Annotated in this window: 10 protein-coding genes; 5 read left to right on the plus strand and 5 right to left on the minus strand. The window is 65.9% G+C overall.

The features are described 5' to 3' along the window. The first annotated feature begins 437 nt into the window (after positions 1 to 437). From AC3WJD_RS13590 to AC3WJD_RS13600, 3 genes are all read left to right on the plus strand, one after another. The gene (locus AC3WJD_RS13590) at positions 438 to 3,338 is read left to right on the plus strand and encodes a TonB-dependent receptor (protein ID WP_492747213.1); all 2,901 of its coding nucleotides are present in this window, start codon (positions 438 to 440) and stop codon (positions 3,336 to 3,338) included. 83 nt (positions 3,339 to 3,421) lie between these two features. Beyond that, positions 3,422 to 5,059: a family 43 glycosylhydrolase gene (locus tag AC3WJD_RS13595; protein WP_492747214.1), complete on the plus strand. Its 1,638-nt coding sequence runs from the start codon at positions 3,422 to 3,424 to the stop codon at positions 5,057 to 5,059. Next, entirely contained in the window at positions 5,056 to 6,033 is a 978-nt protein-coding gene (locus tag AC3WJD_RS13600) for an alpha/beta hydrolase (protein WP_492747215.1), read from the plus strand. Before AC3WJD_RS13595 ends, AC3WJD_RS13600 begins: the two co-directional genes overlap by 4 nt. On the opposite strand, the gene epsC is transcribed toward AC3WJD_RS13600, so the two are convergent. Then, the gene (gene epsC / locus AC3WJD_RS13605; RefSeq protein WP_492747216.1) at positions 6,030 to 6,992 is read right to left on the minus strand and encodes a serine O-acetyltransferase EpsC; all 963 of its coding nucleotides are present in this window, start codon (positions 6,990 to 6,992) and stop codon (positions 6,030 to 6,032) included. The two genes, AC3WJD_RS13600 and epsC, sit on opposite strands and share 4 nt — an antisense overlap. A gap of 151 nt (positions 6,993 to 7,143) precedes the next feature. Between epsC and AC3WJD_RS13610 the strand changes: the two genes are divergently transcribed. Then, positions 7,144 to 7,845: a glutamine amidotransferase gene (locus tag AC3WJD_RS13610; RefSeq protein WP_492747217.1), complete on the plus strand. Its 702-nt coding sequence runs from the start codon at positions 7,144 to 7,146 to the stop codon at positions 7,843 to 7,845. Positions 7,846 to 7,853: 8 nt separating this feature from the next. On the opposite strand, the gene AC3WJD_RS13615 is transcribed toward AC3WJD_RS13610, so the two are convergent. The 4 genes from AC3WJD_RS13615 to AC3WJD_RS13630 form a co-directional block, all read right to left on the minus strand. Next, the gene (locus AC3WJD_RS13615; protein ID WP_492747218.1) at positions 7,854 to 9,269 is read right to left on the minus strand and encodes an FAD/NAD(P)-binding protein; all 1,416 of its coding nucleotides are present in this window, start codon (positions 9,267 to 9,269) and stop codon (positions 7,854 to 7,856) included. Beyond that, entirely contained in the window at positions 9,269 to 9,469 is a 201-nt protein-coding gene (locus AC3WJD_RS13620) for a hypothetical protein (protein ID WP_492747219.1), read from the minus strand. Before AC3WJD_RS13620 ends, AC3WJD_RS13615 begins: the two co-directional genes overlap by 1 nt. A gap of 156 nt (positions 9,470 to 9,625) precedes the next feature. Continuing rightward, positions 9,626 to 10,765 carry a pyridoxal phosphate-dependent aminotransferase gene (locus AC3WJD_RS13625; RefSeq protein ID WP_492747220.1) on the minus strand — a complete coding sequence of 380 codons (1,140 nt, stop codon included), beginning with the start codon at positions 10,763 to 10,765 and terminating at the stop codon, positions 9,626 to 9,628. A 56-nt stretch (positions 10,766 to 10,821) separates the two neighbouring features. Then, complete coding sequence (locus AC3WJD_RS13630; protein WP_492747221.1) at positions 10,822 to 12,843, minus strand: CoA transferase; 2,022 nt, start codon at positions 12,841 to 12,843, stop codon at positions 10,822 to 10,824. A 96-nt stretch (positions 12,844 to 12,939) separates the two neighbouring features. Here AC3WJD_RS13630 and AC3WJD_RS13635 point away from each other — a divergent pair, with 96 nt between their 5' ends. After that, positions 12,940 to 15,045, plus strand: a complete 2,106-nt coding sequence (locus tag AC3WJD_RS13635; RefSeq protein ID WP_492747222.1) for a malate synthase G — start codon at positions 12,940 to 12,942, stop codon at positions 15,043 to 15,045. Positions 15,046 to 15,116 lie beyond the last annotated feature (71 nt).

Here is a 15,116-nt window from a genome sequence, read left to right on the forward strand (position 1 = left end):
GCGTCTCGGCCGCCCACCCGACCGCACCGGGAAAGGCAGGCTTCTGCGCGACCGCAGGCGCGACCGCAGGCGCGACCGCAGGCGCGACCGCAGGCGCGACCGCAGGCGCGACGCTGACCAGTGTGAGACCCAAAAACAACATGAAACGCATGACGTCATCCTCCCTCTTATTGCCTTCTTGACATAGAAGGGGGTTCGCCTCAATGTCCTTATGACACCGGTTACTTCAGCGCAAATGGCCGGAAAAACGATCGCATAAATGCGGCATATGGGGAGAGGATGAGCCGCAATACAGCGGATTTGCCTCAATTCCCCCGTTTTATCGTCGCGAAATCGCACGTGCATGCGTCCTCGCGATTCGAATGGCTACCGGTGTCATAGCCGGTGAGGAGAGGCTGGACCGCAGCGCAAGCAGGCGGCACTAGGGGAGAAGAACAATGCGGGTAAACAATCGCAATTATCGGGAGAAGGCCGTGCTGCGGCTGCTGGGAGCTGTCTCGCTGGCCGTGCTTGCCGCAGGTGGTGCGCACGCGCAGGACGCGGCTACGGCACAGGAGCAGCCCGGCGCAGAGGACACGCCCGAAGCCGAGGCCGAGGAGATCATCGTCACCGGCTTCCGCGCCTCGCTCGACGCCGCGCTTGACGTGAAACGCGATTCGGTGAGCGCGGTCGACGCGATCGTTGCCGAGGACATCGCCAAATTCCCCGATCAGAACCTCGCCGAATCGCTGCAGCGCATCCCCGGCATCTCGATCCAGCGCGACGGCGGCGAAGGCCGCGCGATCACGGTGCGCGGTCTCGGCTCGCAGTTCACGCGCGTTCGCGTCAACGGTCTCGAGACGATCGCCACCTCCAGCGATGGCGCCAGCGCCAATCGGGACCGTGCCTTCGACTTCAACGTCTTCGCCTCCGAGCTGTTCAGCTCGATCGTCGTGCACAAGACCGCTGAGGCCTCGCTCGACGAAGGCTCGCTCGGCGCGGTGGTCGACCTCAATACGGGCAACCCCCTTGCCGGCAAGGAAGGCCTCACGCTCGTCGGTTCGGCGCAGGGCAGCTACAACGATCTCAGCGACAATGTCGGGCCGCGTCTTGCCGGCCTGATCGGCTGGAAATCGGCCGACGGCACCTTCGGCGCCTCGATCTCGGCAGCCTACCAGAAGACCGACACGCTCGAACTGGGCAATAACACCGTCCGCTGGGCGCAGGCGCGCTTCGACTCGGTCGACGGCGTCGCCTGCTGGTCGCAGAGCGCAACCAACCCCGCACCGCGCCCCAACAGTGGCGGCGTATACCGGCCCAACCCGACCTGCGATCCGGCGGCGCTGACCTTCCACCCGCGCATCCCGCGCTATGGCGAGGTCCGCCACGATCGCGAACGCCTCGGCCTCACCGCGAGCGTCCAGTGGGAACCGAGCGACGCAACCAGGGTCTCGCTCGACGGCCTCTATTCGCGCTTCAGCGAGAATCGCGAGGAGAAATGGGGCGAAGTGCTGCTGCGCGGCAACGAGCGTTCGATCGACGTCGTCGACCCCGTCTATGACGACAACAACAATATGATCGCGGCGACGCTCAACGATGCCTGGGTGCGTACCGAGCACTATCTGCGCAAATCGAAGACCGAGTTCTATCAGCTCGGCGCGACCTGGGATCAGGACGTCACCGACAAGTTCCGATTCACGCTGCTCGGCGGCTTCTCCAAGTCCGACGCCGACATCCCCGTCGAAACCACCGTCGTTTTCGACGACCGCGACGCGCAGGGCTATCGCTACGATTACCGCGACAGCCGCAGCCCCCTGCTGAGCTTCGGCACCAGCGTCACCGATCCCGCGAACTTCCAGCTCGCCGAAATCCGCGACCGTCCGTCGAACGTCACCAACAAGTTCCGCACAATCCAGTTGCGGACCGAATGGGATGCGGCCGAGGGGCTCACGATCAAGGCGGGTGGCGTCTATCGCCGCTACGACTATGACATCGTCGCCTTTACGCGCGATACCGCCGTGTGCGGCAATGGCGGCCAGGACCTCGTGCTCGGGACGATCACCTGCTCTCCCTCGTCGGCATTCGGCCCCTCGGCGATCTACGGCTTCCCGGTCACCGCCGATCTCGCCGAACTGTTCAGGCTGGGCAAGGCGGGCCAGCCGGCGGGCAACAGCAACGAATGGCTGATCCCCAATCTCGACACGACCACCGCGTTTACGGGTCTCTACGATCGTCCGCTCGCGCTCGACGTCGGCAACAACCGCGGCGTCCAGGAAGAAACCAAGGGCGGCTATCTGCAGTTCGACGGCAAGGGCACGGCCTTTGGTATCGATTACGCGGTCAACGCGGGCATCCGCTATGTCCGCACCGACCAGAGTTCCTACGGCATCAACAGCGGCACCGTGGTCACGGTCGACCGGTCCTATGAGGATTGGCTGCCATCGGCCAACCTTGCGGTATTCCTGACCAAAGACCTGATCCTGCGCGCGGCCATCGCCGACGTGATGACCCGACCGTCGCTGGGGAATTTGACGCCCGGTGGTTCCGCCGACGGGTTCCAGTATCGCGTGACCTTCGGAAATCCCAATCTCGACCCGTTCCGCGCAACGGCCTACGATCTTGCGCTCGAATGGTATTTCGCGCCGCAGTCGATTGCCTCGGTCGCCTTCTTCAAGAAGGACGTGTCGAGCTTCCCCGTTGCGGTCACCCAGACCAACGCGACCTTCACCTCGACCGGCCTGCCGGCGTCGGTACTCGTCCCCTCATCGCCCGCGGCGCTCAACCCTTCGCTCCAGTCGGACCCGATCTGGACGATCTCGACGACGGGCAATGGCTCAGGCGCCAGCCTCAAGGGCGTCGAACTCGCGCTCCAGGCGCCGTTCACCTTCCTGCCCGGCTTCCTGTCGAATTTCGGCGGTATCGTGAACGCCACCTTCGTCGACTCTAACGCGACCTACCGCATCACCCCGCCCTTCACCGGTTTCCAGGCGAACGGCAACTATGCTGCGGTGGTGCCGGTCGATCGCGATGCGACGCTGTTCGGCCTGTCCAAGCGCGCCTACAACGCCACGCTTTATTATGAGGACGACAAGTTCAGCGCGCGCGCATCGATCAGCTATCGCAGCGGGTATCTGGACCAGAACTCGGCGGCGGGCCTTGCCTTTGAAGGGTATAATTCGATCACCAATGTCGACGCCTCGATCCGGTATCGCCTCACCGAGCAGATCGAGCTTTCGCTCGAAGGCACGAACCTGACCGATGCCTATCGCGATCGCTTCGTCGACGTCGATACCAACCGCAACTACGAATATAACCACTTTGGCCGGACGATCCTGTTCGGTGCCCGGTACAAGATGTGATCAGCCGGCCAATGGCCGCATGACGTGAATCCGGCCAGCCTCTGCATCGTGTGGAGGCTGGCCTTTCTTGTTTGGAGCGTATCATGTTCGATCGGAGAGACAGCCTCAAGGCCATGGCAGCGGCGGGTTTGCTTCCGCTTGTTCCCGCAGTGCACGCACAGGGATCGCGCGCGACGAGCGCGCTCGACCCGTATGCCGACATGCGCTGGGCGCAGGGTTTCGAAGGCCAGCGCAAGGCCGACCTTGGCGACGGTACCTTTCTCAACCCCGTCTTCGCCGGGGATCGCCCCGACCCGACGATCCTGCGTGACGGCGACGACTATTACGTCACCTTCTCGAGCTTCGATGCCTATCCGGGTATCGTCATCTGGCACTCGCGTGACCTGGTGAACTGGCGCCCGGTCACTGCGGCGCTCAAGACGCCAATCGGGTCGGTCTGGGCGCCAGAGCTGGTGAAGCATGGCGGGCGCTTCTATTGCTATATCCCCGCCCGTTTTCCCGACCGGAAATCGATCTATGTCATCCATGCGAAGCGGATCGAGGGGCCGTGGTCGGAGCCGATCGACCTCAACCTGTCCGACCATATCGACCCGGGGCACGCCGTCGGCGCGGACGGAACACGCTGGCTGTTCCTGTCGGGAGGTGACCGCGTGAAGCTCTCCCCCGACGGGCTTTCGACCGCGGGGACCGTCGAGCATGTCTATGACCCCTGGCGGTATCCCGAGGACTGGGTGGTCGAAACCTTCGCGCCCGAAGGCCCCAAGATCCTGAAGCGCGGCGGCTGGTATTACATGATCCTCGCGGTTGGCGGCACCGCAGGGCCGCCCACGGGGCACATGGTCATCATGGCGCGCTCGCGCTCGATCGACGGCCCTTGGGAGAACGCGCCCAACAACCCCGTGATCAAGACACGCTCGGCAGCCGAGAAATGGTGGTCACGCGGACATGCGACGATCTTCGAAGGGCCAGGCGGCAAATGGTGGATGATCTACCACGGTTATGAGAACGGCTACTGGACGCTCGGCCGCCAGACACTGCTGGAGCCGATCGAATGGACCGCGGACGGGTGGGTGAAGCCGCTGGGCGGCGATCTTTCGCGTCCGATCGCCAAACCCGTCGATCTGGGTCCTCAACCGCACGGTATGCCGCTCAGCGACGACTTCTCGGCGGACAAGTTCGGCATCCAGTGGAGCTTCTACGATCCCGCTCCCGAAGAGATGAAACGCGTGCGCCGCGCCAACGGCGCGCTGCACGTCAAGGGCAAGGGCAAGACCCCGAGCGACTGTTCGCCAATCACCTGCCTTGCGGGCGACCAGGCTTACCGCTTCGAGGCCGATATCGAAGTCAATCCCGGCGCCGAGGCGGGCATGCTGCTCTTCTACAACCGCCGGCTCTATGCGGGGCTCGGGCTTGGCGACAAGGGGCTCGTGATGCACCGCTACGGGCTGCAGCGTCCACGTGGCGCGGTGCCGGGGCAGCGCGACAATGCGACCGGCCCGGTTCGCGCACTGCGGCTGCGGCTCACCAATGACCGCAACATCCTGACGATCCATACCAGCACCGACAAGCGCGCGAGCTGGCAGAAGTTCGACGTGCAGATGGAGGTGTCGGGCTATCACCACAATGTCGCCTATGACTTCCTCAGCCTTCGCCCCGCGCTCTATGCCGCGGGGACGGGCGAGGCACGTTTCGCCAACTTCAGCTACCGCGCGCTGCCGTGACGATAGACCGTCGCACGGCGTTGCTCGGAAGCCTGGCGGCGGGCCTCGCAGCGCCCGCGGGCGCCCTGATGCCGCCCTCCCCCGCGCCCGACGCACCCGCCGAGACGATCGAGCTCTGGCCCGGCGGCGCGCCCGGCATGCCCGCCAGGCCGCCAGTCGAGACGGTGAAGGAACGCAGCGCCGATCCCGACATCAGGGATCGTGCGATTCTGGGCATCGCGCGGCCGCGGATGGAGGTGTTCCGGCCCGCCAACCCCAACGGCGCGGCGGTGCTGATCACCCCTGGCGGCGGCTATAGCCGCGTCGTCATCGACAAGGAGGGTTACGAGCTTGGCGCCTGGCTCGCGGAGCGCGGCGTCAGCGCATTCGTGCTGTTCTATCGCCTGCCGCATGAGGGCTGGGCCGCGGGGCCGAATACAGCGCTGTCGGATGCGCAGCGTGCGATGCGCCTCATCAGACACCGCGCGGCGCACTATGGCATCGATCCCGACCGCGTGATGGCGCTCGGCTTTTCGGCGGGAGGGCATCTGTGCGCCGACCTTGCTGCGCGCTTCGCCACGCCCACCTATGAACCCGTTGACGCCGCGGATGCGCTGTCGGCGCGTCCCTTCCTCGCTGCGCCGATCTATCCGGTGATCTCGATGACCCTGCCGACGGCGCATCCCGGGTCACGCGCCAACCTGATCGGCGCCGATGCGACGCCCGTACTCGAGCGCGCGTATGCCCCGCACCTCAACATCGCCGCAGACACGCCACCCTGCTTCATCGTCCATGCCGAGGACGACATCGTCGTCCCGGTCGAGAACGCGCTCCTGCTCCGCTCCACGCTCAAGGCGCGCGGCATATCGGTGGAGACGCACCTGTTTGCGGAGGGCGGGCATGGCTTCGGGCTGCGTCGCGTGGCGGGCAAGCCTGCCGCGATCTGGCCACAGCTCTTCCTCGACTGGGCCAGATCGCGCGGCGCCCTGCGCTAGAGCGTTTCTTCCGCCAGCTCGGGCTCGGCGCGAACCACGGTCAGACTGGGGTGCGCCTGGCGGACGTGGCTGAGCGGTGGCACGTCCTGCGTCAGCCAGACATTGCCGCCGATCACCGAGCCACGGCCGATCCGGACGCGTCCGAGGATCGTCGCGCCCGCATAGATCACGACATCGTCCTCGACGATCGGATGCCGATCGGCACCACGCGCCAGGCTGCCGTCCTCCTCGTGCGGGAAGTTGCGCGCACCCAGCGTGACCGCCTGATAGAGCCGAACGCGGTCGCCGATGATCGCGGTCTCGCCGACCACGACGCCGGTGCCGTGATCTATAAAGAAGCTGCGCCCGATCCGCGCGCCGGGATGGATGTCGATGCCGGTGCGTGAATGCGCGATCTCCGCGATGATCCGCGCGACGAGCGGTGCGCCCAGCGCATAGAGACGATGCGCGAGCCGGTAATGGATCACCGCGATCACGCAGGGATAGCACAGCAGCACCTCGTCGACGCTGCGCGCCGCGGGGTCGCCGGCGTAGGCCGCCTCGATATCGCCGTCGATCAGCGCGCGAACCTCGGGAAGCGCGACCGAGAAATCGGTGATGATGCGCTGCACGTCGCGCTCGATCGCCTCGGCAGCCGCGTAGGGATCGGTATAGCGCAGCTCGAGCCGTATCTGCGCCGCAAGCTGGGACAGCGCCGATTCGAGCGTCGCTTCGACGAAATTGTCCTCATTGGCGGGGTTGAGTTCGGGCGGGCCGAGCCGCAGCGGAAACAGAGCGGCACCGAGCGCACCGACGATGCGATCGAGCGCGCGCCTGGCGGGAAAGCCGAAGGCGCCATGCTCGGCATGACGGCGATGCGCGGAGCGCCAGGAAAGCCGCGCGTCGCGCAGCCGTTCGGCAACGTCGCTGATATTGCGGGGGAACGGCAATGGTGACGGCGCAGGCGATGGATCGGTCATGATGCGTCCTTTCGGTCTGCACATGCTTTGCGCGAGCCGCGCCTTGCCGCGCCACATAGTTTTTCTATTATAATGATAGAAAATATATGACCGCGGCCAGATCTTCTGTTTTCACGTCCGCGCGGCGTCACGATAAATGCACTGCACTGCCATGACCAAGCGCGCCCTGATCATTCGTCACGTCCCCTATGAAGGCATTGCCGGTTTCCGAGAACCCGTTGAAGCCGCGGGTTATGTCATCGACCGGCTCGACGTGTCCGACCCCGGTTTTCCCGAAGCAGACCTCGTTTCGCCCGATCTCGTGATCCTGATGGGCGGCCCAATGGGCGTGTACGAGACCGATCGTCACCCATGGATCCCGCACGAGATAGAAAGGCTTACAGAGCGCCTTGCCGCCGATAGGCCGACGATCGGCGTGTGCTTCGGCGCGCAGATGATCGCGGCGGCGCTGGGCTCGCGCGTTTACCGCGGCCCGGAAAAGGAGATCGGCTTTTTCCCGCTGTCGCTCAGCATGAGCGGAAGCGATTCGCCCCTTTCGCACCTGAACGGCCATGCGATCCTGCAATGGCACGGCGACACCTTCGACCTCCCCTCGGGAACCGAACTGCTGGCCTCGACGCCGCGATATACCAATCAGGCCTTTCGGCGCGGCCGCCGGCTGCTCGCGCTGCAGTGCCATGCCGAAATGGGCGTCGACCCCCGCATCGACGCATGGATCGAGCAGTCGCGCGATAGTCTGGACGAACTCGGCATCTGCGCCGAAGAGCTGCGCGCACAATATGCCGCGATCGGCCCGCGCGCGGTCACCGCGGGGCAGCGCCTCATGGGCGACTGGTTAGCCCAGCTCGACTGACGGGCGCCTCAGAGCCCCTCGCCGCCCACCCAATGCGCGTTTGCGAGCCGCCGTGCGAGGCTCCAGGTCTGCCGCCTGAGATCGGGAACCGCCACGATCTCCCACAGGCCGCCGCGTGTCATCGGACCAATTGCATAGAGCGAGTCCCAAGGGGTTCCGTCGGCGGCAATCACGCGCGATTGCTCGTCGATATCGAGCCCGAGCCGGAGCGCATCGGGACGGATGCGTCCGGCCTGACGCAATGCGACGAGCAAGGGCTCATCGGTGCGCAGCAAATCGCCCTGCGGGCCCGTACAGTTGACGACACGACGGAAGCGGCCCGATACCGGCACATCTGCGCCGCGTGGACGCCAGTCAATCGCGGCATGTGCACCGTCGGCGGCGGCGGAGACGATCTTGCCCGCAACGAAGCGTAGCCGCCCCTGGGCCTGCATTGTGGCAATGCGCGACGCGACCTCGGGCGCGAGGCGATGCCGGTGGACATCCCAATAGGGGCGAAGATGCCACAAGAAACGCCGACGCACATCGTCGGGTGCCGCGGACCACATCATCTGCGTCATCGGGCGCAGCGCATCGACCGCATCGCGCCAGCCATGCGTGCGCGCACGTCGGCGCACCGAAGCGACCAGTTGTGAAAGCTCGGCAGGGGGCCGGCTCGACAGGGGCGGAATGACGGGCGACGTGTCGTGATGCGGACGTGGACACAGACCACGCCGCGACAGCGCAAGGATGCGTCCATCAAAGCCCCGTGCGCGCAGCAGCAACGCCGCGTCGACCGCGGTCAGCCCGGTGCCGAGCAACAGCACCGAATCTTCATCGGTCAGGCCTTCGCCGATATCGGCCGCCCAGGGATCCGAGGCATAGCAGCCCGGCGGCAAACATTCGGTATCAAGCCCCTCGGGCGCGTGTGGCGGAAGGTTGCCCTGCGCCAATACAGCGGCATCGGCGGCCAGCGTCGTACCGTCGGCCAGTCGGATCACGACGCCGTCCGGTCCGGGCATGACATCGACAGCCTCGTTGCGGACGACGGTCAGCCGGTTGCCGGATGCGCGCTGCGCCGCATCGAGCAGTTCGGCAAGATAGCAGCCATAGAGGTTGCGCGGCACGAAGCTGCGCGCATTGCCGTGCCCCTCGCGTGTCAGCCAGCGCGCGAAATGGTCCGGATCGTCGGGAAAGGCGCTCATATTGCCCGCACGGACATTGAGCAGATGCGTCGGATGCGCGGCGCTGTATGCCACTCCCCGCGCAAGCTGCGCGTCGAGCCGCTCGATCAGGATCGCGCGTGGGCCATCATGCCGCAGCAGATTGATCGCCTGCAGCGTACCGCTGAATCCACCGCCGATAATGGCGACGCTTTCGCAAGGACGCGGCGGTGACGGGCGCGTGCCACCAGTTGGTTCGCGCCAGATAGTTTCGGCCAGCATCAGCTCCTGGCGGACCGTGCCACGAGCCGTTGCGGACACAGGCGCGGATCGGCCAGCGCATATTCCCGTGCCGCCATGCGCGCATAGCGTGCGGCCATCGCGCGGTGCGCCAGTTCAGCGACGCGATCGACCGCGCGGTCCGCGGCACGCAGTTCGGCCTTCCAGCATGCGATCAGGAAATCCTTGGCCCTGCGTCCCATTGATTACCTCCTTCCGATGCCTCGTGCCCACCAGCACAAATCGAGCGACTCGATTCTCTACTGGTTCAGTCAAGTTAATTGAGTCGAAAAAACATCGCCAGCCCCTTGGCCGCGTATTTGCCTCCGGTTGACCCGCCGATGCCCGGTTGAACGCGGTCAGGCGATAGAGGGTTGCCGTGCGAACCAGGGTTTCATTCGCGCGATCGCGTCCTCGACCCGGTCGGTCGAAACCGCGAAGCTGAAGCGCATGAAATGGTGCCCGTCGACCGGATCGAAATCGATACCCGGCGCGGTCGCCACCCCCGTATCGCGCAGCAGCCGCGTGCAGAAGTCGAGGCTATCGTCCGTCAGATGACCGATATCGGCATAGATGTAGAAGGCACCGTCGGGGGGCGCGATCCGCCGCAGTCCCATTGCGGGCAACGCGGCAAGCAGCAACTCGCGGTTGCGCGCATAGGTCGCGACATGCCCTTCCAGCTCCTCGCGGCAGTCAAAGGCGACGAGGCCCGCATGCTGTGCGAGTGAGGGCGGCGTCAGCAGCATGTTGCCCATCCGCGCGCGCGCAGCGTCAATCAGATCGGGCGGAACCACCAGCCAGCCGAGCCGCCAGCCCGCCATGCTGAAATATTTGGAGAAGCTGTTCACGACGAGCGCATCGGGCGCGTCCTGGAGCGCCGAGCGCGCAGGCCAGACATAGCTGAGACCGTGATAGATCTCGTCGGAAATGATCCTGATTCCGCGCCGGCGGCAGACCGCGACAATCGCGCGCATTTCATCGGGCTCTATGATCGTTCCCGTCGGATTGGCCGGGCTCGCGAGGATCAGCCCATCGGGCGCGGGCTCGAGCGCCTCGATCGCGCGCGCGGTGATCTGGAAACGCTCGGCCTCGCCGCAATCGAGCTCGACGGGCTGCATGTAAAGCGCTTTCAGCGTGTTGCGATAGGCGACATAGCCCGGCCGCGCGAGCGCGACGCGCGCACCGGGCGCAAACAGGCACGACAGCGCGAGCACGAAGGCGGGCGACGCACCGCAGGTGAGGATCAGCTGTTCGGGGTCGATATCGACGCCGTAGCTCTCCTGATAGTGCCGCGCGATGCGCTGCTTGAGGCCAGGACTTTCCCAATAGCCCATGCCGTCGGTGTCCAGCACATGGTGTGCCGCCGCGATCGCCGCCGCCGGCGCCCCTGTAGAAGGTTGGCCGAATTCCATGTGGATGACCGAACGCCCCTCGACGCCCAGCTGGTGTGCGAGGCGGCTGATGGCGATGGCGTGGAAGGGATCGATCTGGGCTGTCATGCCCCTGCCCTTACAGCTTCGCCCTCCCCGTGCCTATGGTGTGGAAAACGCGCCATTCATCCATCGGCGCCAAGCTCCGGCGCGGCTTGCGGTTTCCAGCGGCTCTCGCCCGCAAAGCGGATCGGCGGCGCGATCTGGTGCGCACCGTCGACCTCGACGACCAGCCCCCGCTCGGCAATGTGCGGCGCCGCGAACGCCTCGCGAAAATCGAGGACGGGGGAGAAGGCGACGTCCTTGTCGGCGAACCATTCAACCCATGCGTCGCGCGTACGCGTCCGAAAGGTCTCGCGCAGGAAGGCAATCAGCGGTGCCTGCGCGTCGCCCGGCGCGTCGACCCCCAGCGGCGCGAGATCGGGCCGTCCGAGCGCGTCGAGCAGGTTGGCGACGAACTTCAGCTCGCGGCCGCCCAGCACGACATGCCGGCGGTCAGCGGTTTCATAGACGTTGTAAAAGGCGGCGCCCCCCAGCGAACGCTGGCTCGCCGATCGCGGCGGCTCCCCGCCGCCGATGGCGGCGCCTGCGGTGTGCACGCACCAGGGCAGCAGCGAATCGAACATGGCGATATCGACATAGTCGCCCTTCCCGGTCTTCTCGCGACCGATCAGCGCCATCAGCACCGCCGACAGACCGGTCAGCCCTGCCGCCATATCGGCAGCGGCTGCGCCAGGCACTACGGGCGTGCCATCAGGACCGTCATTGACCGAGAGAAAGCCGGCCATCGCCTGCACAGCCATGTCGTGTGCGGCGTGATGCGCCAGCGCGCCGGTCTGACCGAATGCCGAGATCGAGCAATAGACGATGCGCGGATTGCGCGCGGCCACCGCATCGTAGCCGAAGCCCAGCCGCGCCATGACACCCGGACGAAAGCCCTCGAGGAACACGTCCGCGTCGTCGATCAGCGCCCATAGCGCGTCGCGCCCCGCATCGCTCTTGAGATCGAGCACGACGCTCTTCTTGCCGCGGTTGAGGTTTCGGAACCAGATCGACTGTCCCGCCTCGAACGGCGCCTGGTCGCGCGCGGGGTCTCCGCCCGGCGGCTCGACCTTGACCACCTCGGCGCCGTGATCGGCCATCATCACCGACAGCATGGGCCCCGGCAGGAACTGCGACAGGTCGACGACCTTTATGCCCGAGAGCTTCCCCATAAACCCGGACGATGCCCCTTCCCCTGACTGAAGCGATTTCGATGCCACCTGTTCCCACGGCGGCACGGGCGCAAAGACGCCCTCGAGCCATTGGGCGAACAGCAGCACCGGTGCGGGGGTCAGTTCGGCGCGCGGATAGACCGCCTGGATACTGACGTCGCTCGCGCCCTCGTGCGCGGGGAGCACGCGTAGCAGCCGCCCGCTGCGCAGTTCTTCCGCGATGTCCCAGGTTGAGCGCAGCGCGATGCCAAACCCGCTGATCGCGAGCTCGCGCACGACTTCGCTCGAATTGGTGCGCACGGCGCTGTCGCCGCCGATCACGCTCAGCCCATCGGGGCCCTCGATGCGCCATGGCAGCTGGTTTTCCGCCGCGAGCAGGCGGTGATGCGCGAGATCGGCAAGCGTCAGCGGCGTGCCCGCCTCGGCCAGATAGGCGGGCGCAGCGCACAGGATTCGGCGGTTGGCGGCAAGCCGGTGCGCGACCAGATTGCCCTCGGTCGCGGCGCCGATCCGGATCGCCATGTCGAAGCGGCCGCCGATCAGGTCCGTGAAGCCGTCGCTGAGCTCAAGCTCGAGCGCGATGCGCGGATGCGCGTCGAGGAAGGCCTTGATGTAGGGCGCGATGTGCAGGCGCCCGAACGAGGTCGGAGCGGTCACGCGCAGCCTTCCGGCGGGGGCGCCGTGCCCCGCGACGCGCGCCTCGGCCTCGCTCGCGGCGGCGAGGATGCGGACGATATCGTCATAGAAGCGCTGCCCCGCCTCGGTCGTCACCAGCCGTCGCGTCGTCCGGTGCGCCAGTCTTGTGCCGAGCCGCGCCTCGAGCCGGGCAAGCCGCTTCGAGACCATTGCGGGCGAAAGCCGCAGCGCGCGCGCTGCCGCTGAGATGCTGCCACTTTCGACGATGCGGACGAAGAGCGGATAGTCCTGATCCATCTTTTCACTCTGGTTAAAATAGCTTTGTCTTTTGATCGTCTACCGATCGAATGGCGCGACTGCTAGTGGGGACGCACGCATTTACGGAGATTCGCTATGAGCATGGTCGATCGCGCGGGTCTGCAGGTTGCCGGGACCCTCGCCGACTTCATCGAGGCGCAGGCGCTGCCAGGCACGGGCATCACCGCTGACGCGTTCTGGACGGGCGCCGCCGCCATCTTCGCGAACTTCGCGCCCGAGAATCGCGCCCTCCTCGCACACCGCGACGCGCTGCAGGCAAAGATCGACGCGTGGCACGCCGATCGCCTCGGCCAGCCGATCGATGCGACGGCCTATCAGGCCTTCCTCAAGGAGATCGGCTATCTCGCGCCCGAGCCCGCGCCCTTCGCGATCGGCACCGCCAATGTCGATCCCGAGGTAGCGACGCTCGCGGGCCCGCAACTCGTCGTCCCGATCCTCAATGCGCGCTTCCTGCTCAACGCTGCCAATGCGCGCTGGGGCAGCCTCTACGACGCCTTCTACGGCACCGATGCGATCCCCGGCACGCCCGCAGGCAAGGGCTATGATCCCGCGCGCGGCGCGCAGGTGATCGCGCGCGCCAGGGCCTTTCTCGACGAGGCGGTGCCGCTGGCGGAGGGAAGCTGGGCCGACCTTACCAACCCCGAACAGGGCATCGCCATCCGCGACCCCGGGCAATATGTCGGCAAGTCCGAACGGGGCCGGCTGTTCCGCCACAATGGCCTCCATATCGAGGTGATCTTAGATCGCGATCACCCGATCGGCCGCGACGACCCTGCGGGTATCGCCGACGTCATCCTCGAATCCGCGCTGACCACGATCTGCGACCTCGAGGACTCGGTCGCTGCTGTCGATGCCGAGGACAAGGTCGCCGCCTATGCCAACTGGCTGGGGCTGATGAAGGGCGACCTCGAAGACACGTTCGAGAAAAACGGCGCGATGATGACGCGGCGGCTCAATGCCGATCGCAGTTATAGCGCGCCCGACGGATCGACGGTCACGCTGGCCGGACGCAGCCTGCTCTTCGTGCGTAATGTCGGCCACTTGATGACGAGCCCCGCGCTGCGCCTGCCCGATGGCGGCGAAGCCCCCGAGGGCATATTGGATGGCATCGTCACCAGCCTGATCGCGCTCCACGACCTGAAAGGCGCAGGCCGTTTCCGCAACAGCAAGGCGGGCGCGGTCTATATCGTGAAGCCCAAGATGCACGGCCCCGACGAGGCGGGTTTCACCAACCGGCTGTTCGACGCGATCGAGGATCTTCTCGGCATGGCGCGCCACACGCTCAAGGTCGGCGTGATGGACGAGGAACGCCGCACCTCCGCCAATCTCGCCGCGTGCATCCATGCGGTGAAAGACCGTATTTGCTTCATCAACACGGGCTTCCTCGACCGCACGGGCGACGAAATCCATACCTCGATGCAGGCGGGGCCGATGATCCCGAAAGCCGAGATGAAAAGTTCGACCTGGATCCAGGCCTATGAGGACCGCAACGTCCGCATCGGGTTGAAACACGGCCTGTCGGGCCGCGCGCAGATCGGCAAGGGCATGTGGGCCGCGCCCGACCGCATGGGCGACATGGTCGAGCAGAAGATCGGGCACCCGAAGGCCGGGGCCAATACCGCCTGGGTCCCCTCGCCGACAGCTGCGACGCTGCACGCGCTCCATTACCATCAGGTCGACGTCTTTGCGGTGCAGGACAGGCTCAGGAACGACCCCGTCCCCTCGCTCGACGCGCTGCTGACAGTCCCGCTCGCGCTCGGCCGCAACTGGACCGAGGAGGAGGTCACGCGCGAACTCGACAACAACGCACAGGGCATACTCGGCTATGTCGTGCGCTGGGTCGATCAGGGCGTCGGCTGCTCCAAGGTGCCCGACATAAACGATATCGGGCTGATGGAGGACCGCGCGACGCTGCGCATCTCGTCGCAGCACATGGCCAACTGGCTGCTCCACGGCGTCGCGACCACCGATCAGGCCGAGGCGGCACTGCGTCGCATGGCGGAAAAGGTCGATGGCCAGAATGAAGGCGACCCGTTCTACCGACCGATGTCGGGACGCGAGGACGAAAGCCTCGCCTTTCAGGCCGCGCATGCGCTGGTGTTCGAGGGCGTGTCTCAGCCCAATGGCTATACTGAGCCGCTACTCCATCGCTACCGCGCGGAGGTGAAGGCGCAGGGTTAGTGTGGCACAGCGCACGCATCAGCCGTCACGCTGAACTTGTTTCAGCATCCATGAACACCGACCTCCGGGAA

The sequence above is a fragment of the Sphingobium sp. FW306-1B-F04DB genome, assembly GCF_058781925.1.

What these genes read in the sequence shown, in the direction of transcription:
- AC3WJD_RS13590 (WP_492747213.1), top strand. Translation starts at nt 438, where the DNA reads ATGCGGGTAAACAATCGCAATTATCGGGAGAAGGCCGTGCTGCGGCTG.
- AC3WJD_RS13595 (WP_492747214.1), top strand. Translation starts at nt 3,422, where the DNA reads ATGTTCGATCGGAGAGACAGCCTCAAGGCCATGGCAGCGGCGGGTTTG.
- epsC (WP_492747216.1), bottom strand. Translation starts at nt 6,992, where the DNA reads ATGACCGATCCATCGCCTGCGCCGTCACCATTGCCGTTCCCCCGCAAT.
- AC3WJD_RS13610 (WP_492747217.1), top strand. Translation starts at nt 7,144, where the DNA reads ATGACCAAGCGCGCCCTGATCATTCGTCACGTCCCCTATGAAGGCATT.
- AC3WJD_RS13615 (WP_492747218.1), bottom strand. Translation starts at nt 9,269, where the DNA reads ATGCTGGCCGAAACTATCTGGCGCGAACCAACTGGTGGCACGCGCCCG.
- AC3WJD_RS13620 (WP_492747219.1), bottom strand. Translation starts at nt 9,469, where the DNA reads ATGGGACGCAGGGCCAAGGATTTCCTGATCGCATGCTGGAAGGCCGAA.
- AC3WJD_RS13625 (WP_492747220.1), bottom strand. Translation starts at nt 10,765, where the DNA reads ATGACAGCCCAGATCGATCCCTTCCACGCCATCGCCATCAGCCGCCTC.
- AC3WJD_RS13630 (WP_492747221.1), bottom strand. Translation starts at nt 12,843, where the DNA reads ATGGATCAGGACTATCCGCTCTTCGTCCGCATCGTCGAAAGTGGCAGC.
- AC3WJD_RS13635 (WP_492747222.1), top strand. Translation starts at nt 12,940, where the DNA reads ATGAGCATGGTCGATCGCGCGGGTCTGCAGGTTGCCGGGACCCTCGCC.